The organism is Novosphingobium terrae (assembly GCF_017163935.1).
In the GTDB taxonomy this organism is placed as follows: Bacteria; Pseudomonadota; Alphaproteobacteria; order Sphingomonadales; family Sphingomonadaceae; genus Novosphingobium; species Novosphingobium terrae.
On record NZ_JABVZR010000001.1, the window covers coordinates 345,045 to 365,051 of the forward strand.

Sequence of the window (20,007 nt, forward strand, 5' to 3'; positions counted from 1 at the left end):
CGTGATGAACGCCCCGCCCGCCGCCGAGCGGGTGATCGACGTCACCGGCCTCGATTTCTTCTATGGCCAGCAGCAGGCGCTGCACGGCGTGGACCTGCCTGTGGCGCGCGGCCGGATCACCGCGCTGATCGGGCCTTCCGGTTGCGGCAAATCCACGCTGCTGCGTTCGCTCAACCGCATCTACATGCTCTACCACGCCCAGCGCGCACAGGGCCGCATCCTCTTCGAGGGCGAAAACATCCTCGACCCCACCACCGATCTGGCTGCCCTGCGCGCCCGCATCGGCATGGTTTTCCAGCGCCCCACGCCGTTCCCCATGTCGATCCACGACAACATTGCCTTCGGGGTGCAACTCCAGCGCCGCGTCTCCCGCCGCGAGATGGATGAGATCGTCGAACACGCCCTGATCCGCGCCGCCCTGTGGGATGAGGTGAAGGACAAGCTGCATTCTTCCGGCCTTGCCCTGTCAGGCGGCCAGCAGCAGCGCTTGTGCGTCGCCCGCGGCATCGCCGTGGAGCCCGAGGTGCTGCTGCTGGACGAACCCGCCTCGGCGCTGGACCCGCTGTCGACCGCCAAGCTGGAAACCGCTCTGGCGGAGCTGAAGCACAGTTTCACCATCGTGATCGTCACCCACAATCTGCAGCAGGCGGCGCGGATATCGGACTACACCGGCTTTATGCTGGGCGGGCGGATGGTGGAGTTCGGCCATTCCACCGACGTCTTCGTGAAGCCGGAAACGCAGGCTTTGCGGGATTATGTGACGGGAAGGTATGGGTAAGAAGCGGGAAGGGAAGATGCGAGGGGGTTACCCCCTCGCGCTCCCAGAACGTCTCCCGACATAAGGGTTGGTGGCATCCCATGGGTGCGTAACCTTCCCACGGGCACGAAAAAGGCGCCGCAGGCAGGAAGCCCCGGCGCCTTTCTCTCGTTTGAAAGCCTGCGGCGCAGCGACCTTGGCTCTTTGGCCGAACCCGTAGCGCAACGCAGACAGTAACGGGAGCGCGAGGGTGTAACACCCTCGCACTTCACTTTCTTCAAGCGTCCTCTTTCACCAACTCAGGCGCACTCACCCGCCCGGTCCGCTCCAGCTTGCCCCACCCGGTGCCCACACCGCGCAAAGCTGCCGACACCGCTCGGATCACCACCGAATACATCAGCTGGCGATAGACGAAACGCTGAGACAGCAGCAGGAAGGGGCGGAACTTCTTGTCGCGCACGTCCATGCGATAGGCTGCCAGACCGCAGGCCAGATCGATCAGCGTGAAGGACGCCCAGTAGATGCCCATGCGGATCACGTCCGTCTGGGTCTGGGCCCAGCCGTGCTGCAGCGCGCGCAGGATTGTGCCGATGATGGAGATCACCAGCGCAAGGTCGATGAAGGGTGAGATGCAGGCGAAGACGATCTGGAACAGCCAGGCCTGAGGCACGCCGATGAAGGCCAGACCGCCCGGCTTGCCCTTGCGCAGGATCTTGCGGTGCTTCCACAGGCACTGCAGCGTGCCGAAGGACCAGCGGAAGCGCTGCTTGGCGAGGGCCGCGAAGCTTTCGGGGGCTTCGGTCCATGCCACCGCCTGCTCGTCGTAGGCGATTTTCCACTTCTTGCGCTGGATGGCGATGGTCAGATCCTGATCCTCGGCCAGCGTGTCTTCCGGATAGCCGCCCACTTCCTCCAGCGCCTTGCGGCGCCATGCTCCCACTGCGCCGGGGACCACCATGATGGCGTCGAACTGGGTGAGGGCGCGGCGCTCGATGTTCTGGGCGGTGGTGTATTCCACGGCCTGCCAGCGGGTCACCAGATTCACGCGGTTGCCCACCTTGGCGTTGCCCGCCACGGCGCCGATGCGCGGATCGATGAACCAGCGCACCAGACGCAGCACGGTTTCCTTCTCGAACTGCGTGTCAGCGTCGAGGGCCACGATGATCTCGCCGGTGGCATCCTTCAGCGCGCGGTTGAGGGCAGCGGCCTTGCCGCCGTTTTCCAGCGTCATCAGCTTGACGCGGGGATTGTCGCCGAACTTTTCGGAGACGATGGCGCTGGTGCGGTCCTTCGAACCGTCATCGGCCACGATCACGTCGAGATAGGGATAGGTCGATTGCAGGATGCGCTGCACCGAGCTTTCGATCACCTTCTCCTCGTTGAAGCAGGGGATGATGACGGTGACCTTGGGGCGGAATGTGCCTTCGGGTTCGGGCGCGGGGCGGCGGCCCGGCAGCAGGGCCAGAATGACAAGGCTGACCGAGCGGATCACGCCCAGCGCGATGGCGAAGAAGAAGGTCCAGTTCAGCACCTGCAGGATGACATCCAGCGCGGTGAAAGCGAAAACGTCGGCGCGCACGGCGGCAAGGTCGTAACCGGCCAGCGGGGGCATGACCTGCTCATGCGTCAGCCCGGCCAGCGTGGAGACGGGCACGAAGGTGTAGCCGCGCTGGCGCAGGCCGGTGATGATCGCGGGCAGGGCCATGATGGTCTGCGATCGATCGCCGCCGCCATCGTGAAGCAGGATGACATTGGCGGTCTTGTCCGGCGTGGCGGCGGCGACCTGACGGAAGGTCTCGTCTAGGATCTTCTGCACGCCCGGCGTGGTCCAGTCCTCGGTGTCGATATGGAGGCCCACCACCGTATAGCCATGGTCCTGAGCGATCTTGGCGGGCACCAGTTCGTCCGCCGTGGTCGGCTCGGCGTCACCGAAATAGGGGGCGCGGAACAGGCGGATCGAACGGCCGGTGTAGGCTTCGATCAGGCGGCGGGTGGCGTTCAGCTCCAGATTGATGCTGGTGCTGGTGGAATTGGCCATGTTGGGGTGGGTGTAGCTGTGGTTGCCCAGTTCCATCCCGTCGGCCACGGCGCGCTGCAGGATCTCGCGGTTGGCCACGCCATTCTCGCCAATGACAAAAAAGGTGCCAGGCACCTTATATTGTTCGAGAATCGAGAGGATCTGCGGGGTCCACTTTTTGTCGGGCCCATCGTCGAAGGTCAGGGCCAGCAGCTTGGGATTGGCGCCGCCGGTGCGCTGCACCACATAGGGCGTGGGCAGCTTGCTGTAGCTGACATTGTTGGCAAGGCTGGTTCTGGGGTCATAGCTGACCTGCCGCTCGCCATTGGTGGGGGTGGCGGTGATGCGCAGGATCTCGCCCTGGCCTTCCACGTCGGCATTGCTGCTTTGCGTGATCTGGCTGAGGTTAGGCGTGCCGTTTCCCGCACGCCAGGTGCCCAGCGCCTGCCAGAAGCCGGGGTCCTCGGTGCCCAGACGCCACAGCGCCACGCTGCCGATGCCCAGATGCGAAAGGATGCGCATCTGGTTCCAGCTGGCGGCGGCGTCGAGCATCCACACGTCATGGCGCAGATCGCCCTCCTGATAGGAGAAGCCGGTGTTGCCGCTGGCGCGATCGAACATCGGCGTGGCGTTGGAATCATGGGCTGCCAGCCAGGCCTCTTCCACCGAGAGGCTGTCGGCGGGCTTGTCCTTGGGCCAGTCATAGCCATAGGAGCCCAGCGCCACGATCACCTTGTCGGCGGGCATGCCCTGCAGCGCCTTGGTCATCTTCTGGGTGAACCAGTCGTTCGACGCGATGGGGCCGGATTTGCCGGACTGCCAATGCTCGTCATAGGCCATCAGCACGATCTTGTCGGAGACGGCGGCGAATTGCGACGGGCTCCAGCCCTCGCCCTCCATGGGCAGGGTGACCGAGACGATCTTGCCCTTCTTGTCGAGTGCGGCATTGGTTTCGCCGATCAGCTCGCGATAGGCGGGCATGTCACGCGCATCGACCGATTCGAAATCGAACATGATGCCCGCGTCGCCCGTGCGGTCGAGGAAAGCGGTCAGGGCGGCGATCATCGCCTTGCGCTTGGCGGGCGAGTGGAACAGCGCTTGCGTGGCCGCGCCCGAGAAATCGTCACCCACCACATTCTGCAGCACATCCACCACCAGCGGGCGGCGCAGGCTGCCCAGCATGATGCGGCGGAAGGCCTGATCCTCATGCTCCACCACGTTGCCGGTCTTGTCGATGGCAAGGGTGGTCGGCGCCACCCAGTCGAGCTGGCTGATATGGCGGATCAGGCTGGGGGCCGAACTGTCGGACCAGGTGGTGTAGAAGCCGACCGAGACGGGCTTTTGCGTCACCTTGCCCGGGCGCGGCTTGGGCGCCCCGGCAAACAGGTTGGTGATGCCATGCGAGAGCTGGGCGACCTGCGCGCGGAAGCGCAAAGGCGTGCGCCGCTCAAAGCCCAGCGGCAGCGGCGAGGGCGCGGGAATCGACACCACCGTGGAGGCAAAACCCACCGCAGCCAGCACCAGCAGGAGCAGCGCGGCAAACACGCCGCGCCGCGTCCAGCGCCGCCGGCGCCCCGAGGGATCGAAAAATACCGGCCTTGCCACCTGTGCCCACCCATCCTGAAAAGCTTTGAGACATCCCCCGCGGGTGCCTCACGAAGGCCGCTCTAGCATCCGTGTCGCTGGTGTGAAACGAATTTGCTGTATGGCGCCGATCCGGGTGCCTGATGACGACAGGGCATGACCCGCATACAGAAAATCTATGCAGGGGTGCCGGGTAGTCTATCTTGCCAATGGAGGTGGTGATCCTTACCCCGCCCTGAACCGACCCGCGCTGAAAGTCGTTCTGGCCCGCTCTGGCGGTGCCGGTTTTGGCGTGGCAGGATAGGCAGTCTGTCGCCGAATCCATGGCGTGGTCCAGCGAGTTTTGCTCCGGGCGCACCTGAACAAGCGCAGGTCTTGAGTTAGGGAATGCGCGCGAATGAGCATCGGCACAGTGCTGGGTCAACTGGATGAGATGCATGCCGTGGCCGGGCTGATGGTGGGCCTGCTGGTCGGGCTGACGGGCGTGGGCGGCGGTTCGCTGATGACCCCGCTGCTGGTGCTGATGTTCGGCGTGAACCCCCAGACGGCGGTGGGCACCGATCTGCTTTTCGCGGCGGGCACCAAGACGGTGGGCTCCACCGTGCATGGTTTCCGCGCCACGGTCAGCTGGAAGATCGTCGCCCTGCTGGCGGCGGGGAGCATTCCGGCCTCGGTGCTCTCGCTGATGGTGCTAAGCCAGATGTCGCATCCGCCGGCCTCGGCGCAGAATGTGATGCTGCTGGTGGTGGCGGTGATGCTGGTCTTCACCTCGATCACCGTGCTGTTCCAGCAGAAGCTGATCGATTACGCGACCTCGCGCGGGAGCACCGGTGAGCCGGGCCGCAGCACGGCGCTCTTCACCATCCTGCTGGGCGCGGTGCTGGGCGCGGCGGTGACCTTTTCCTCGGTCGGCGCGGGCGCCATCGGCGTGACGATCCTGATCCTGCTCTATCCCGGGCAGCCGGTGGCGCGCATTGTCGGCACCGATATTGCCCATGCCGTGCCGCTGACGCTGGTGTCCGGCGTGGGGCACTGGATCATTGGCGATGTGAACGGGCTGCTGCTGGTCAATCTGCTGGTGGGCTCGATCCCGGGCGTGATCGTGGGCAGTCTGGTCTCCAGCCGGGCGCCGGACAAGGTATTGCGCCCGATCCTGGCGCTGGTGCTGGCCATTTCGGCCTGGCAGCTGGCGACCAAGGTGCTGACGCCGCACAAGAAGGGCAAACCTGCGGCAGAGGTCAGCGCTCCGGCTGAGCCGGTGGCGAAGTAAGCGCGCTTATAAGCAGCGCTCAATCTATGCTGGCCCCAAGAATCGCTTGTTTGCCTTTGGGTGGGTGAACTCCCAGATCAGCCCCATTCCAAGACCCTCTGAGTCTTCGCGTGTCCACACAGTCAGAAACGAGCCCATGACCAGAACCCTGACCCACCTTGAACGGCTGGAAGCCGAGAGCATCCACATCATCCGCGAGGTGGTGGCCGAGGCGACAAAGCCCGTGATGCTCTATTCGGTGGGCAAGGATTCGGCGGTGATGCTGCATCTGGCGCGGAAGGCGTTTTACCCCGCGCCGCCGCCGTTTCCGCTGCTGCATGTCGACACGACGTGGAAGTTCCGCGCCATGTATGAGCTGCGCCAGCAGATGGCCGAGATCAGCGGCATGGAGCTGCTGGTCTATCAGAATCCGGAGGCCAAGGAGCGCGGGATCAACCCCTTCGACCATGGCTCGCTGCACACCGATATGTGGAAGACGGAAGGGCTGAAGCAGGCGCTGGACCTCTATGGCTTCGATGCGGCCTTTGGTGGCGCGCGCCGTGATGAGGAAAAGAGCCGCGCCAAGGAGCGCATCTTCTCCTTCCGCACCGCCAGCCATGGCTGGGACCCAAAGAACCAGCGGCCGGAACTGTGGAACCTTTACAATGCCCGCAAGGCCAAGGGGGAGTCGATCCGCGTCTTCCCGATCAGCAACTGGACCGAGCTGGATGTGTGGCAGTATATCCACCTCAACGATATTCCCATCGTGCCGCTCTATTTCGCCGCGCCGCGCCCCACCGTGGAGCGTGACGGCATGCTGCTGATGGTGGATGATGACCGCTTCCCGCTGAAGCCGGGTGAAGAGCCGGTGATGCGCTCGATCCGCTTCCGCACGCTGGGCTGCTATCCGCTGACCGGTGCGGTGGAAAGCACCGCCAGCACGCTGCCGGAGGTGATTCAGGAAACGCTGCTCACCACCACCAGCGAGCGGCAGGGCCGCGCCATCGACAAGGATGCCGGCGGCGCGGGCATGGAAGTGAAGAAGCAGCAGGGATATTTCTGAGATGGCCACCCAGATCGACAACCCCGCTGTGGAACCCGTTTACGTCACCGACGCGCTGATCGCCGAGGACATCGACGCCTATCTCAGCGTCCATCAGCACAAGACGATGCTGCGCTTCATCACCTGCGGGTCGGTGGATGACGGCAAGTCCACGCTGATCGGGCGGTTGCTCTACGATTCGAAGATGATCTTCGAGGATCAGCTTGCCGCGCTTGAGGCCGATAGCAAGAAGGTCGGCACGCAGGGGCAGGGGATTGATTTTGCCCTGCTGGTCGATGGTCTGGCCGCAGAGCGCGAGCAGGGCATCACCATCGATGTCGCCTATCGCTTCTTCGCCACCGAAAAGCGCAAGTTCATCGTGGCCGACACCCCCGGCCATGAGCAATACACGCGCAATATGGTCACCGGCGCCTCTACCGCCGATCTGGCCGTGATCCTGATCGACGCGCGCAAGGGCGTGCTGACGCAGACCCGCCGCCACACCTTTCTGGCGCATCTGATCGGCATCAAGAATCTGGTGCTGGCGGTCAACAAGATGGATCTGGTCGGCTACGATCAGGCCCGCTTCGATGAGATCGTGGCGGACTACCGCGCCTTTGCCGAGAGCATCGGGGTGAAGCAGTTCACCGCTCTGCCGATCAGCGGCTATATGGGCGATAACATCACCAGCCTGTCGGATAACACGCCGTGGTACAAGGCCCCGGCCTATTTCGGGCGCACGCTGGTCGATCATCTCGAAACCGTCGAGGTGGATTCGACGCGTGAGGCCGCCAAGGCCTTCCGCATGCCGGTGCAGTGGGTCAACCGCCCCAATCTGGACTTCCGTGGCTTTGCAGGCCTGATCGCCAGCGGCAGCGTGAAGCCGGGCGATGAAATCCGCGTCGTGCCCAGTGGCAAGACCAGCAAGGTCGCCCGCATCGTCACGCTGGACGGCGATCTGGACGAGGCCGTCGCGGGCCAGTCCGTCACTCTGACCTTCGCGGACGAAATCGACTGCTCGCGCGGCGATGTGATCGCCGCCGCCGCCAACCCGCCCGAGGTGGCCGACCAGTTCGAAGCCTCGCTGGTGTGGATGGCCGATGATGCGCTGATCCCGGGCCGTGCCTATTGGCTGAAACTCGGCACGCAGATGGTCTCGGCCACGGTCCATGCGCCGGAATACACCATCAACGTCAACACGATGGAGCATTGCGCCGCCAAGACGCTGGGGCTGAACGCCATCGGCGTGGCGCAGGTCGCCACCGACCGTCCGATCACCTTTGAGCCCTACACCGATAGCCACACGCTGGGCGGCTTTATCCTGATCGACAAGATCACCAACGCCACCGTCGGCGCGGGCATGCTCACCCACGCCCTGCGCCGCGCTCAGAACGTGCATTGGCAGGCGCTGGACATCAGCCGCGAGGCGCACTCCGGCCTCAAGAACCAGAAGCCCGCCGTGCTGTGGTTCACTGGCCTGTCGGGCTCGGGCAAGAGCACCATCGCCAATCTGGTCGAGAAGAAGCTGCACGCCCTTGGCAAGCACACCTTCCTGCTCGACGGCGACAATGTGCGCCACGGCCTCAACAAGGATCTGGGCTTCACCGAGGCCGACCGCATCGAAAACATCCGCCGCGTGGCCGAAGTGGCGCGGCTGATGACCGATGCCGGGCTGATCGTCATCACCGCCTTCATCAGCCCCTTCCGCGCCGAGCGCGAGCTGGCGCGCGGCCTGATCCCCGATGGCGAGTTCCTCGAAGTCTTCGTGGATACCCCGCTGGAAGTGGCCGAGGCGCGCGATGTGAAGGGCCTCTACAAAAAGGCCCGCGCCGGTCAGCTGGACAACTTCACCGGGATCGACAGCCCCTATGAAGCTCCGGAAAAGCCCGAGTTGCATATCGACACAACGCGCCTATCTAGCGAAGAGGCTGCCGAACTCATTGTCGATCGCCTCTTGGGCGTCTGGATGCCGGTTATCTGATGGAAAACGCAAGCCTGATCCCCGATGATGCCGAACTGGCCGCGCAGCTTGCTGCCGCTGCAGGGCGCATCCTGATCGCCACGCGCGATTGCCGCCTCGTCCATGGCAAGGCGCTGGGCAAGGCGGGCGACGCCGCCGCCAACGCCTTCCTGATGGCGGCGCTGGCGCAGCAGCGCCCGGATGACGGCATCCTCTCGGAGGAAAGCAAGGACACGCCCGAGCGCCTCTCCAAAGAGCGCGTCTGGATCATCGATCCCGTCGACGGCACCAGCGAATATGGTCAGGAACGCGCCGACTGGGCCGTGCATATCGGCCTGTCGATCGGCGGCAAGCCTGCGCTGGGCGCGGTGGCGCTGCCGGGGCCGGGGCTGGTGTTCCGCTCGGACAAGCCCCAGCCCGTGCCCCCCGCGCCGGACAGGCTGCGCATGCTGGTGAGCCGCTCGCGCCCTGCGCGCGAGGCTGTCGCCGTGGCCGAGGCTTTGGGCGCGGAGCTGGTGCCCATGGGCTCGGCGGGCGCGAAGGCCATGGCCGTGGTGCACGGCGAGGCTGACATCTACCTCCATTCCGGTGGCCAGTACGAGTGGGACAATTGCGCCCCCGCCGCCGTGGCTCTGGCGCATGGGTTGCATGTGTCGCGCATTGATGGCGCGCCGCTGGTGTACAATATGCCCAACCCTTGGCTGCCCGACCTGCTGATCTGCCGCAAGGAGCATGCGGAGCGGGTTTTGAATGAGGTTCGGGGGCTGGTTCAGGTTTAAGTTGGAAGGGAAGATGCGAGGGGGTTACCCCCTCGCGCTCCCATAATGTCTCCCGACGAAAGGGCGGCGGTTCCGAAGCGTGGCACTCGGCCTCTCCACCTGCGCAAGGTAAAGCGCCGCAGGCAGGGCATTGTCTGGACGATAGGCTGTGCTGGCGATTCTAAAGCCTGCGGCGCGGCAAACTGAGCGCAAGGCTGAACCCGAAGCGCAAGGTAGACATTAAAGGGAGCGCGAGGGTTATGACCCTCGCATCTTCTCTTGTCTAATCCCCTTACTCGCCGATCTTCCGAGCCAAAGCGATCAACCGCCTGGCTTCTTCCAGATGCAGCAGCTCCACCATGCGCCCATCCACCCGGATCGCGCCCTTGCCTGCAGCCTCGGGCGCGGCGAAAGCGTCGAGGATGCGCTGAGCGGCGTCTAACTCTTCCATGCTGGGCGTGAAGACCGCATGGCACGGCGCGATCTGGTCCGGATGGATCAGGCTCTTGCCGTCGAAGCCCAGCATCAGCCCTTGCTCGCATTCCGCGCGAAAACGGTCGAGATCGCGGAAATCGTTGCAGACTGCATCGAGGATCGCGATCCCATGAGCCCGCGCAGCCGCCACCGCGAAGGTCAGCAGCGGCTGGAACACGGCGCGGTCCGGACCGGGGCGCGCGCGCATTTCGCGGGCGAGGTCGTTGGTGCCCACCATCCACAGGCTGAGGCGCGTGGAAGCCGCCAGCGCGCCCATGGCGTCGAGCCTCAACACCGAGGCGCAGCTTTCGATCATGGTCCACAGCTGCAGCTCGGCGGGGGCGGTGGAGAGGGCCTCATGCCATGTCAGCACGTCCTGGGGACCATTCACCTTGGGCACCAGAATCGCATCCACGCCGCTGTCGGCGACGGCGGCAAGGTCTTCGGCCCCCCATGGGGTGTCGAGCCCGTTGACGCGGATGGCGATCTCGCGATGGCCGAAGCCGCCGGCATAGACGGTGGCGAGGGCGGCCTTGCGGGCTTCATCCTTCAACTCGGGCGCGACGGCGTCTTCCAGATCGAGGATGATGACGTCGGCGGGCAGGCTGCGGGCCTTGGCCAGCGCGCGCGGGTTGGAGGCGGGCATGAAGAGCGCGCTGCGGCGGGGGCGGTCGGCGAAGCGGGCGGCCAGTGATGGGATGGCCGTGGGGGTCGGCGCATCGCTTTCGGAGAAGAGGATGGCGGCAGGATTGTTGGCAGGGTCGCTCTGGGGGATCTGCGTCATGGGGAAGCTGGTCTCCGGCGTAAGGTGCTGGCTGTTGAGGCCATTTCCTCACCGGGGTGCCTTGATCGGGTGCGAGCGGTCAAGCCCTGTCAGACAGATGCCCCGTTTGGCGGGATCTCATTCAGGCTGAATGGAGGCGGTGCATCACGCAATCCTCTGTCAGCGCGGCAATATCCAGCAATTGCACCATGCCCTCGCGATAGGGGGCCAGGCCTTCGATAAAGCGCAAAGGGGTGCCCGCCGGGTGGTTGTTGCCCAGTTCGGGGGGCGGCAGCAGGGTGGCCTCATCGATCAGCACCAGATCGCCCACCTGCTCGACCACCAGCGCGCAGACATGATCGTCGAATTGCACGATGATGATGGAGTGGCTTTCGCTGTCAGCAATGGGATTCCAGCCCAGCCGCAGCGACAGGTCGATCACCGGCAGGATCGCCCCATGATCGCTGGTGACGCCCACCACATCGACGGGCAGACCGGGGACGCGGGTGAGCGGCGACCAGTCGCGGATTTCGCGGATGGTGCCGATATCGAGGGCAAAGTGCTGCCCTTCCACCTCGAAGATGATGCATTCGCGACTCATGACCCGTTCTTTCTGGCTTGTCCGGCAGGTGCTGCCGGGGATGCATGCCGTCCGCACCCTGCGTTGAGCCCTGAAATTCGGCTCAATGGGGCGTGAGGGCAAGGCCAGATGGGTTCAAATCCGTTGCACCCGTGATGGAACAATCGGTCAATTTGTAGGGAGGCGTCGAGTCTGTATGAAAAATGTGCGGGGCAGAGGGCCGGTGCCGCACATCCGGCCCTGCCGGATGTCAGCTCAGCGTTGCGAAACCGCCATATTGCCCGCGATGGAACAGCATCGGGTCGCCTTCGCGCTGCACCTTCATGTCCAGCACCTGGCCCAGCACGAAATGGTGGTCGCCCGCCTCATGCACCCAGGCGATCTTGCATTCGATCGAGACCAGCGCATCGTCCAGAATCGGCAGGTTATTATCGCTGACATGCCATGTCACGCCCGCCATCTTCTCGCCCTTGCCGGCCAGCTGGCGGCACAGGTCGGTCTGGTCCGAGCCCAGAATGTTCACCGCGAAATGCCCGGCCGTGTGAATCTGCGGCCAAGTGGTCGAGCGCTTGTCGGGCAGAAAGCCCACCAGCGGCGGATCGAGGCTGACGGAGGTGAAGCTGCCCACCACCAGCGCCAGCACGCCGCCATCAGGGGCAAGCGCGGTGATCGCGGCCACGCCTGTGGGATAATGGCCCAGAGTCTGGCGGAACAGGGCAGGATCGATGGTGGCAACAGACACAGGCATGCTTTCTGAACAGACCGGGGATGGACAGGCTGGTGCCAGAGGCAAGCCCCAGAGGCAAGACTATGCCGCAAGCGCGAGATACGCGTGAGCGATGCGCTGATCTCTTTACGACCCCTGCTCAAGCGTGTTAACCGATCGGTTAAGGCGAGCCGAGAGACTCCGCCACCCCCTTCCGAGAGGCTTCCATGATGAGCGATCCCTTCCAACTCAACGACGATCAGCTGGCGATTCAGGATATGGCGCGCGGCTTCACCGCTCAGGCCATCACCCCTCACGCGGCGCGCTGGGATGCCGAGCACCATTACCCCATCGAGGTGTGGAAAGAGGCCGGCGCGCTGGGGCTGGGCTCGATCTATGTCTCGCCCGAGGGCGGCGGCGCGGGGCTGGGGCGCCTTGAGGCGGCACTGGTGATGGAGGCGCTGGCCTATGGCTGCCCCGCCACCAGCGCTTTTGTCTCGATCCACAATATGGCCGCCTGGATGGTCGACAGCTTCGGGTCGGAGGATCTGAAGGCCCGCTGGCTGTCGCGGCTGGTGACGATGGAGGCCATTGCCTCCTATTGCCTCACCGAGCCGGGTTCGGGCTCGGATGCGGCGGCGCTGGTCAGCACGGCACGGCGCGATGGGGATGATTACATCCTCAACGGCACCAAGCAGTTCATTTCGGGCGCGGGGTACAATGACCTCTATCTCGTGATGGCGCGCACCGGGGATGCGGGGCCGCGCGGCATCTCCTGCTTTGCGGTGGAGAAGGATATGAAGGGCCTCTCCTTCGGCAAGCAGGAGGAGAAGCTGGGGTGGCATGCCAGCCCTACGGCCCCGGTGATTCTGGAGAATGTCCGCGTGCCTGCCGCCAACCGGCTGGGCGATGAAGGGCAGGGCTTCCGCATCGCCATGGCGGGGCTGGATGGCGGGCGGCTCAACATCGGGGCCTGCTCGCTGGGCGGGGCGCAGCGCTGTCTGGATGAGGCCATCACCTATGTGAAGGAGCGCAAGCAGTTCGGCCAGCCCATCGCCGCTTTCCAGAACACCCAGTTCCGCATCGCCGATATGGCCACCGATCTGGAGGCGGCGCGCGCGCTGCTCTATCTGGCCGCCACCAAGGTGACCGCAGGCGCCCCCGACAAGACCCGCTTTGCCGCCATGGCCAAGCGACTGGCCAGCGATTCGGGTTCGACCATCGTCGATCAGGCGCTGCAATTGTTTGGCGGCTATGGTTATCTGCGCGACTATCCGATCGAACGGTTCTGGCGTGACTTGCGCGTTCACCGTATCCTCGAAGGCACCAATGAGGTGATGCGCATGATTATCGCACGCGATCTGCTGGCATGAGTGAGGCTGAACAGCCCCCCGTTCTCGTCGAGCGCCGGGGCGCCGCCGGTCTCCTGTCTCTCAACCGACCGCGCGCCCTGCATGCGCTGAACCCCGAGATGATCGCGCTGATGGCGCAGGCCCTGCTGGCGTGGCGCGACGATCCGCTGGTCAGCACGGTGATCATCGATCACGCAGAAGGACGCGGTTTCTGCGCGGGCGGCGATGTGACAGCCGCTCGCCGTTCGGCGCTGGAAGAAGGCGGGGCCGGAGCGCGCCGCTTCTTCTTTGACGAATATCGCCTCAACCATCTGCTCTACACCTATCCCAAGCCGGTGGTCTCCTTCATGGATGGCGTCACCATGGGCGGCGGCGTGGGCATCAGCCAGCCCGCGCGCTATCGCGTGGCCACCACCAACACCATGTTCGCCATGCCCGAGGCGGCGATCGGCCTGTTTCCCGATGTGGGCGGGGGCTGGTATCTCTCACGCCTGTCGGGGCGGCTGGGGCCTTATCTGGCGCTGACGGGCGCGCGGATGAACGGGGCGGACTGCCTCTGGGCGGGGCTTGCCACGCATCATCTGCCGGTGGCGGCTCTGGCGCAGGCCAAGGCGCGGCTGATCGATGGCGAGGCACCGGGCCGTGTGCTGGGCGCCTTTGCCGATCAGCCCGAGGAAGCGCCGATCACAGCGCAGCTCATCCCCATCCTGAAGCATTTCGCCAAGCCGACTCTGGAAGCGATTCTGGCCTCTCTGGCCGAGGATGACAGCGATTGGGCGAAGAAGGTTCTGGCCACGCTGGCCGGGCGCTGCCCGGTTACCTGCAAGGTGGCGCTGCGCCAGATGGCCGAAAGCCTGCGTCTGGATACGTTCGCCGCCAATATGGCGATGGAATACCGCCTTGCCGCGCGCATGGTGATGCTGCCCGACTTTGCCGAAGGGGTGCGCGCCGTGCTGGTCGACAAGGACAATGCCCCGGTCTGGACCCCCGCCACCCCCGAAGGCGTGAGCGAGGCGATGCTCGATGCGATCTTCGCCCCTCTGCCCGCAGCCGAAGAATGGAGCCCTTATGAGTGAGTCAAACCTGATCGTTGAAACGCAGGGCGCGGTGACGATCATCACGCTCAACCGGCCCAAGGCGCTCAATGCGCTCAACAGCCAGGTGCTGGAGGAGCTGATCGCCGCCTTCGACGCTTTCGAGGCCGATGAAACCCAGCGCTGCGCCGTGCTGACCGGCAGCGGCGAAAAGGCCTTCGCCGCCGGGGCCGACATCAAGGAGATGCTCGACAAGCCCGCCGCCGAGTTCTTCCTGCAGGATTTCTTCAGCCGCTGGACCAGCCATCTGGTCAAGGGCACCCGCAAGCCGTGGATCGCGGCGGTGAACGGCTTTGCCCTTGGCGGCGGCTGCGAGCTGGCGATGATGGCGGACTTCATCATCGCTGCCGACACCGCCAAATTCGGCCAGCCCGAGATCAAGCTGGGCGTCGCCCCCGGCATGGGCGGCAGCCAGCGCCTGACCCGCGCCATTGGCAAGGCCAAGGCCATGGACCTGTGCCTGACCGGCCGCATGATGGACGCCGCCGAGGCTGAAAGCAGCGGTCTGGTCGCGCGCGTGGTGCCGCTCGCCAGCCTGATGGAAGAGGCGGTGAAGGCCGCCCAGACCATCGCGGGCATGGCGCCGATGGCCGCGCTGATGAACAAGGAAATGGTCAATGCCGCTTTCGAGACCACGCTCGATCAGGGCCTGCTGCTCGAACGCCGCATGTTCCAGGTGCTGACCGCCAGCGAGGACCGCGTGGAAGGCATGACCGCCTTCGTGGAGAAGCGCGCGCCGGTCTGGAAGGGCAAATAAGAGCCGGATTTTGCGGCACCGGCCCACTCCCCCAGCCCGGCCACCCATACCATTGACGGGTGACCGAGCCGGGGGAGTGGGGCGCTAAACGCATTCGGCAACACTTCGTTACACAGCGGAAAGGCATCGCAACACAAATCCCGTCATGACAATGCCTGACCGGTTCCAGTTGGCCCGCACGAGGCTTTCGGAGTCGGCACGCAGGCGGAACGGTCTCGAATTTTCAGGGAGCGTTTCACATCATGACGGGCAAAATCCTTCTTCGCGGCCTGATCGCATTGGGCCTTTTTGCCGGCAGCGCGCAGTCTGCCTTTGCCGAGGACGAAGCCCCCGCACAAAGCGGTAAGGGCTTCCTCGATTTCACGGTGACCGGCACGGTCGGGCTGGTCAGCGACTACCGTTTTCGCGGCGTCTCGCAGACCGACAAGCATATGGCCATCCAGGGCGGCCTGACCGTGATGCACAAGAGCGGGCTCTACGCCAGCACCTGGGCCTCCAACCTTGCAGGCTGGGGCCAGTTCGGCGGCGCCAATATGGAGCTGGACCTTGTCGGCGGCTACACTAAGACCTTCAAGAAGGTGACGGCGGACGTTGGCCTGACGTGGTACATGTACCCCGGCGGCTCCAACACCACCGATTTCGCCGAGCCTTATGTGAAGCTCTCCGCGCCGCTGGGCCCGGTCAGCGCGCTGGTCGGCGTGGCCTATGCCCCCAAGCAGAAGGCGCTGGGCAACTTCTCGAACACGCCCACCAGCCGTGGCCAGAGCTGGGACAATCTCTATGTCTGGGGCGATGTGAACTACGCCATCCCCGGCACCAAGCTGAAGCCGCGCGCCCATGTCGGCCATTCCAACGGCAACCCCGGCCTTGGCCCGAACGGCACCAGCGTGACGCCGACGGGCGCCTATTGGGACTGGAACCTTGGGGCAGATTACGCAGTGGCAGGGCCGATCAGCGTTGGTATCAGCTATATTGATACCAACATTTCAAAGGCCAAAGCCGCTTACCTGCAGCCCAATTTCTCTTCTACCAAGGACGGTTCGTCGATCGCGGGGAGCACCGTGGTGTTCTCCCTGACGGCAGCCTTCTGAGGAGCCCAACTGACGGGGGTGTCCGATTGCGGTCTGGCATCCCCGGTTTTTTGAAGAGATTTGAAGGAAGAGAACATGCGAGGGGGTTACCCCCTCGCGCTCCCAGAACGTCTTCCGGCGCAAAGGCAGTGGTACCCGATCCGAGTGTCTGGCCTCTCCACCTGTGCGAGAAGGCGCCGCAGGCAGTCAATGTTTCGGATGGCAGCTGTGCCGAGAGTTTTAAAGCCTGCGGCGCGGCAAATTGAGCGCAAGGCCGAAGCTGATGCACTCACGTAGACATTAAAGGGAGCGCGAGGGTTATGACCCTCGCATCTTACCTTTAACCTTCCACCAGAACCTTCTTCGAACTCGCCCGCCGCAACAGACGCACAGGAACGCGCTGCTTCTCGACAGCCTTGCCGGCGATCACGCTCAACAGACGATCCACCAGCGCTGCCCCTGCCGCGTGGAAATCCGGCTCGATGGTGGTCAGCGCGGGCGAGGCCAGCGCCCCGGCGCGAATGCCGTCGAAGCCCACCACGCCCACCTGATCGGGCACAGAGATGCCATGATCGCGCAAGGCAGGCAGCACGCCCAGAGCCATTTCGTCGCAGCAGCAGAAGATCGCGTCGAAAGGCTCACCCGATGCGATCAGGGCTTCCGCGGCGCGGCGGCCTTGCTCATCACGGCTGTAGCCTTCCTCGAAGGTGATGAGGCGCGCGGGGTAGCCTTCTTCGGCCATGCGCTCGGCATAGCCCTGCCAGCGCTCCTTGAACTGGCGCTGGGCCGAGGTTTCAGAGGCGATGCAGACGATGTTGCGATAGCCCGCTTCGATCAGATGGCCGGTGGCGAGGCGCGCACCGCCGCGATTGTCCGAGCGAATCCAGTCGAGATCCTCGATCGGGCTGCCCCAGCAGACGATGTCGGCGCCGCCCTTGGCGATCTCGTGGAAATAGTCCCAGGCGGCGGAGTTCTCGCTGGTGCCGATGACGATCATGCCGTCGGCCTTGCGCTGCTCCTGATAGAGGCCGCGCAGCTCGTCGGGGGCGCCCTGGAAGCTGACCAGCGTGTCATGCCCGCGCGCGGAGGCGGCGGCGCAGACGCTGCCCAGCAGCGAGAAATGGAAGGGGTTGAAGTCCTTCATGTCCTGCACGGGGCGGACCACGACGACCACGGCCAGCGTGCCGGTCTTGCCGGTGCGCAGGCGGGCGGCGTTTTCGTCGACATGGTATTTCAGCTTGGCGGCGGCGGCGGCGACGCGCGCGCGCGTGGCTTCGCTGACCACGGGGTCGCCCGCCAGCGCGCGGCTGACGGTGGATTGGCTGACGCCGGCCTCTGCCGCCACGTCAAAGCTGGTGACGCGGTAGCGGCGTGGGGCGGCTTGCCCGTGATCCTGGGTGGTATCCTCAACCATGGCGCCTGCTTTGTCAGCAGGAGGGGGGGCTTGTCCAGCGATGTTTCATCGCGCGCTTAAACCGCCGTCGAGCCGCAGTTCGGCGCCGGTCATAAAGCTGCTGGTCGGGCTGGCGAGATAAAGGGCGCCTTGCGCCACTTCCTGCGCCGTGGCGATGCGGCCCATGGGGAGCTGCGCGCCCAGTTTCGCGCGCAGGATATCGCCGGGCATGGTGGGGGCAAAGCTGTCGACCATGGCGGTGTCGGCATAGGCGGGCAGCAGGGCGTTGCAGCGGATATCCCAGCCGTTCTGGGCGCAATGGAGTGCCACGCTGCGGGTCAGCGCGCAGACGGCGGCCTTGCTGGCGCCGTAGGCGGCGGTTTCGGCGCGGGCGTTATGCGCGGCGGCCGAGGCCATGTTGACGATGGTGGCGGGCTGGCTCTCGCGCAGCAGCGGCAGGGCGAGGCGGCAGCCGAGATAGGCGCCATCGGCATGAACGGCGAACGCGCGGCGCCAGTCGGCCAGCGTGGTGTCCTCGAAGGGGCCGCCCACGGGGATGCCGGCGTTGTTGACCAGAATCGACAGGCCGCCGAGTTTGTTTCGCGCGAAGGCGAGGGCGGTGTGCCAGCTGTCCTCGCGAGTCACATCGAGAGGGTGGGAGAGGGCGCCGATTTCCTCCGCCAGAGTGGCGGCGGCATCGCCCTTCAGATCGGTGATCAGCACGCGCGCACCCTCGGCGGCGAAGAGCCGGGCGATCTCCGCGCCCAGCCCTTGTGCCGCGCCGGTGATCAGCGCTGTCCGTCCGGCCAGTTTCATAGGGGCAGCCTCATGCGGGCAGGCCCAGCCCCGTGATCCACGGCGCCAGCAGGGTGAGCATCTTCACATCCACGGCCAGCCCTCGCGCGCGGGCCTGCGCCACGAAAGCGGGCAATTCCGCCAGCGCCACGCGATGGACAGTGATGTTTTCGCCTTCCACGCCGCCGCCCGCGCTGATCTTCTCCAGACCATGGGCGCGCAGCAGGGTGAAGCTTTCCGAGACCATGCCGGGCGAGGACCAGAATTCGCCCACCACCTCCATACGGGCGGCGCGATAGCCGGTTTCTTCCTCCAGCTCGCGGTTGGCCGCTTCGGTGGGGTCTTCATCGGGGTTGTCCAGCGTGTCGCCCACCAGACCCGCCGGCAGTTCCAGACAGGGGCGGCCCAGCGGCACGCGGAACTGCTCGACCAGAATGACCTCATCGCCGTCGATCGGCAGGATCACGGCGGCGCGAATGCCCCGGGCGCGGCTGACATACTCCCACTTGCCGCGCGTCTTGGCGGTGATGAAGCGGCCCTGCCACTGGATGTCCTCTGCCATGCTCATCTCTTCTGGCAGAATGGTGTCGGCGCTCATGCGAATCTCCTGGGGGTGGATGCCGGGGACATAGACCACTGCGGCCATGGCTGACAGTCTGCGCGATAGTCCTTTGGTTAACAAGGATTTGCGTCGGGACGCAGGGCATGTCCGGCGTGGCGGCTTGAGGTGGCCGGGCGAGTGTGGCAGGCAAGCATGCGGACTTCATGCTGTAAGGGGATAGGCTATGGCGATGTTTGGAGACTTCAAGACCTTTATCGCGCGCGGCAATGTGCTGGATCTGGCGGTTGGTGTGATCATCGGCGCGGCCTTCGGCAAGATCGTCTCCTCGCTGACCGAGGATGTGCTGATGCCGGTGATCGGCAAGATCACGGGCGGGATCGATTTCTCGTCCAAATTCATCCTGCTCAGCGATATTCCCGCCAGCTACAAGGGCGGCGAGACCGATTATGCCGCGCTGAAGAAGGCCGGCGTGGCGATGCTGGGCTATGGGTCCTTCATCACCGCCATCATCAACTTCCTGATCATGGCCTTCGTGATCTTCCTGCTGGTGCGCCAGGCCAACAAGCTGATGCCCAAGCCCGAGGCGCCCGCCGCCCCCACCGGCCCGAGCGAGGTGGAGGTCCTGCTGGAAATCCGCGATGCGCTGAAAAAGAACTGATCTTTCAGCTTTATCGACATCTGATGGGGGCAGGCCGCCGGTCTGCCCCTTTTCTTTTGCGCAATCGCGCCTATATCGGGCGCTGCCGGGCTTGCCCGGATATGGCGATAAACTGCGGCGTGTACTAGGCGCAGCGGACCCGGGGGCGGTACCCGGCGGCTCCACCATCACCACCGGCTAAAGGGCCGGGCTCCGTTGTCGCGGAGGTGTTGACGGGGCCGAACTAGGATCGACGTGTGTTGAAAAGCGCTGTTTTCGCCCGGGCTGAGTAACCCGTTCAAGGCTCAAAACTCATAAGTGCCAACGACAACGAAGCACTTGCTCTGGTTGCGTAATTCTAGGACCTAACGGTCTGAAGTTACAACACTATAGCACGGTTGAACCCACCGGGTAACAGAAGGGAGTTCGGGGGCTGGGGGCGAGCCTATCAACAGAA

General features: G+C 64.8%; 17 protein-coding genes and 1 other RNA gene. 11 read left to right on the plus strand and 7 right to left on the minus strand.

Translation table 11 applies throughout. The features are described from left to right. The first annotated feature begins 4 nt into the window (after positions 1–4). Entirely contained in the window at positions 5–778 is a 774-nt protein-coding gene (gene pstB / locus HGK27_RS01610; protein ID WP_206242680.1) for a phosphate ABC transporter ATP-binding protein PstB, read from the plus strand. Positions 779–1,034: 256 nt separating this feature from the next. Here the strand turns inward: pstB and HGK27_RS01615 are convergent, their stop codons facing one another. Continuing rightward, positions 1,035–4,379: a glycosyltransferase gene (locus tag HGK27_RS01615; RefSeq protein WP_206238201.1), complete on the minus strand. Its 3,345-nt coding sequence runs from the start codon at positions 4,377–4,379 to the stop codon at positions 1,035–1,037. A gap of 376 nt (positions 4,380–4,755) precedes the next feature. On the opposite strand from HGK27_RS01615, the gene HGK27_RS01620 reads away from it, so the two are divergent. From HGK27_RS01620 to HGK27_RS01635, 4 genes are all read left to right on the plus strand, one after another. After that, positions 4,756–5,628, plus strand: a complete 873-nt coding sequence (locus HGK27_RS01620) for a sulfite exporter TauE/SafE family protein (RefSeq protein ID WP_206238203.1) — start codon at positions 4,756–4,758, stop codon at positions 5,626–5,628. Between the two features lie 136 nt (positions 5,629–5,764). After that, complete coding sequence (gene cysD / locus HGK27_RS01625) at positions 5,765–6,670, plus strand: sulfate adenylyltransferase subunit CysD (RefSeq protein WP_206238205.1); 906 nt, start codon at positions 5,765–5,767, stop codon at positions 6,668–6,670. Between the two features lies 1 nt (position 6,671). Then, positions 6,672–8,630 carry a sulfate adenylyltransferase subunit CysN gene (gene cysN / locus HGK27_RS01630; RefSeq protein ID WP_206238207.1) on the plus strand — a complete coding sequence of 653 codons (1,959 nt, stop codon included), beginning with the start codon at positions 6,672–6,674 and terminating at the stop codon, positions 8,628–8,630. Further along, a complete protein-coding gene (locus HGK27_RS01635) occupies positions 8,630–9,388 on the plus strand; it encodes a 3'(2'),5'-bisphosphate nucleotidase CysQ (protein WP_206238209.1) in 759 nt (252 codons plus the stop codon). The genes cysN and HGK27_RS01635 overlap by 1 nt, the downstream gene beginning before the upstream one ends. A gap of 271 nt (positions 9,389–9,659) precedes the next feature. Here HGK27_RS01635 and HGK27_RS01640 read toward each other — a convergent pair whose 3' ends face one another. The 3 genes from HGK27_RS01640 to HGK27_RS01650 all read right to left on the minus strand — a co-directional run bounded on the left by HGK27_RS01640 (position 9,660) and on the right by HGK27_RS01650 (position 11,932). Next, positions 9,660–10,625 carry an HpcH/HpaI aldolase/citrate lyase family protein gene (locus HGK27_RS01640; protein ID WP_274617148.1) on the minus strand — a complete coding sequence of 322 codons (966 nt, stop codon included), beginning with the start codon at positions 10,623–10,625 and terminating at the stop codon, positions 9,660–9,662. 121 nt (positions 10,626–10,746) lie between these two features. Next, positions 10,747–11,205, minus strand: coding sequence for a chemotaxis protein CheW (locus tag HGK27_RS01645; protein WP_206238211.1), 459 nt, complete (start codon positions 11,203–11,205; stop codon positions 10,747–10,749). A gap of 229 nt (positions 11,206–11,434) precedes the next feature. After that, on the minus strand, positions 11,435–11,932 hold the full coding sequence (locus HGK27_RS01650; RefSeq protein WP_206238213.1) for a flavin reductase family protein: 498 nt from the start codon (positions 11,930–11,932) through the stop codon (positions 11,435–11,437). Positions 11,933–12,120: 188 nt separating this feature from the next. On the opposite strand from HGK27_RS01650, the gene HGK27_RS01655 reads away from it, so the two are divergent. The 4 genes from HGK27_RS01655 (at position 12,121) to HGK27_RS01670 (ending at position 16,184) form a co-directional block, all read left to right on the plus strand. Further along, positions 12,121–13,263, plus strand: a complete 1,143-nt coding sequence (locus tag HGK27_RS01655) for an acyl-CoA dehydrogenase family protein (protein ID WP_206242683.1) — start codon at positions 12,121–12,123, stop codon at positions 13,261–13,263. Next, positions 13,260–14,318, plus strand: coding sequence for an enoyl-CoA hydratase/isomerase family protein (locus tag HGK27_RS01660; protein ID WP_206238215.1), 1,059 nt, complete (start codon positions 13,260–13,262; stop codon positions 14,316–14,318). The genes HGK27_RS01655 and HGK27_RS01660 overlap by 4 nt, the downstream gene beginning before the upstream one ends. Further along, entirely contained in the window at positions 14,311–15,093 is a 783-nt protein-coding gene (locus tag HGK27_RS01665) for an enoyl-CoA hydratase-related protein (protein ID WP_206238217.1), read from the plus strand. Before HGK27_RS01660 ends, HGK27_RS01665 begins: the two co-directional genes overlap by 8 nt. A 242-nt stretch (positions 15,094–15,335) precedes the next feature. Then, positions 15,336–16,184 carry a TorF family putative porin gene (locus tag HGK27_RS01670; RefSeq protein WP_206238219.1) on the plus strand — a complete coding sequence of 283 codons (849 nt, stop codon included), beginning with the start codon at positions 15,336–15,338 and terminating at the stop codon, positions 16,182–16,184. Positions 16,185–16,503: 319 nt separating this feature from the next. Here HGK27_RS01670 and HGK27_RS01675 read toward each other — a convergent pair whose 3' ends face one another. Genes HGK27_RS01675 through HGK27_RS01685 form a run of 3 tightly spaced genes read right to left on the minus strand, consistent with a single transcriptional unit; the run spans position 16,504 to position 18,949 of the window. Next, on the minus strand, positions 16,504–17,577 hold the full coding sequence (locus HGK27_RS01675; protein WP_206238221.1) for a substrate-binding domain-containing protein: 1,074 nt from the start codon (positions 17,575–17,577) through the stop codon (positions 16,504–16,506). Between the two features lie 45 nt (positions 17,578–17,622). Continuing rightward, entirely contained in the window at positions 17,623–18,372 is a 750-nt protein-coding gene (locus tag HGK27_RS01680; protein ID WP_206238223.1) for an SDR family oxidoreductase, read from the minus strand. Between the two features lie 10 nt (positions 18,373–18,382). Continuing rightward, the gene (locus tag HGK27_RS01685; protein ID WP_206238225.1) at positions 18,383–18,949 is read right to left on the minus strand and encodes an NUDIX hydrolase; all 567 of its coding nucleotides are present in this window, start codon (positions 18,947–18,949) and stop codon (positions 18,383–18,385) included. Positions 18,950–19,142: 193 nt separating this feature from the next. Between HGK27_RS01685 and mscL the strand changes: the two genes are divergently transcribed. Both mscL and ssrA read left to right on the plus strand, forming a co-directional pair. Then, positions 19,143–19,571, plus strand: coding sequence for a large conductance mechanosensitive channel protein MscL (gene mscL, locus HGK27_RS01690; protein WP_206242685.1), 429 nt, complete (start codon positions 19,143–19,145; stop codon positions 19,569–19,571). Between the two features lie 45 nt (positions 19,572–19,616). Further along, positions 19,617–19,979, plus strand: a transfer-messenger RNA (tmRNA) gene (gene ssrA, locus HGK27_RS01695). Positions 19,980–20,007: the final 28 nt, after the last annotated feature.

Coding starts and splice junctions, on each gene's coding strand:
- HGK27_RS01680 (WP_206238223.1), bottom strand. CDS start 18,372: ATGAAACTGGCCGGACGGACAGCGCTGATCACCGGCGCGGCACAAGGG.
- HGK27_RS01670 (WP_206238219.1), top strand. CDS start 15,336: ATGACGGGCAAAATCCTTCTTCGCGGCCTGATCGCATTGGGCCTTTTT.
- HGK27_RS01655 (WP_206242683.1), top strand. CDS start 12,121: ATGAGCGATCCCTTCCAACTCAACGACGATCAGCTGGCGATTCAGGAT.
- HGK27_RS01650 (WP_206238213.1), bottom strand. CDS start 11,932: ATGCCTGTGTCTGTTGCCACCATCGATCCTGCCCTGTTCCGCCAGACT.
- pstB (WP_206242680.1), top strand. CDS start 5: ATGAACGCCCCGCCCGCCGCCGAGCGGGTGATCGACGTCACCGGCCTC.
- HGK27_RS01635 (WP_206238209.1), top strand. CDS start 8,630: ATGGAAAACGCAAGCCTGATCCCCGATGATGCCGAACTGGCCGCGCAG.
- HGK27_RS01685 (WP_206238225.1), bottom strand. CDS start 18,949: ATGAGCGCCGACACCATTCTGCCAGAAGAGATGAGCATGGCAGAGGAC.
- mscL (WP_206242685.1), top strand. CDS start 19,143: ATGTTTGGAGACTTCAAGACCTTTATCGCGCGCGGCAATGTGCTGGAT.
- HGK27_RS01675 (WP_206238221.1), bottom strand. CDS start 17,577: ATGGTTGAGGATACCACCCAGGATCACGGGCAAGCCGCCCCACGCCGC.
- HGK27_RS01645 (WP_206238211.1), bottom strand. CDS start 11,205: ATGAGTCGCGAATGCATCATCTTCGAGGTGGAAGGGCAGCACTTTGCC.
- HGK27_RS01665 (WP_206238217.1), top strand. CDS start 14,311: ATGAGTGAGTCAAACCTGATCGTTGAAACGCAGGGCGCGGTGACGATC.
- HGK27_RS01620 (WP_206238203.1), top strand. CDS start 4,756: ATGAGCATCGGCACAGTGCTGGGTCAACTGGATGAGATGCATGCCGTG.
- cysD (WP_206238205.1), top strand. CDS start 5,765: ATGACCAGAACCCTGACCCACCTTGAACGGCTGGAAGCCGAGAGCATC.
- cysN (WP_206238207.1), top strand. CDS start 6,672: ATGGCCACCCAGATCGACAACCCCGCTGTGGAACCCGTTTACGTCACC.
- HGK27_RS01640 (WP_274617148.1), bottom strand. CDS start 10,625: ATGACGCAGATCCCCCAGAGCGACCCTGCCAACAATCCTGCCGCCATC.
- HGK27_RS01660 (WP_206238215.1), top strand. CDS start 13,260: ATGAGTGAGGCTGAACAGCCCCCCGTTCTCGTCGAGCGCCGGGGCGCC.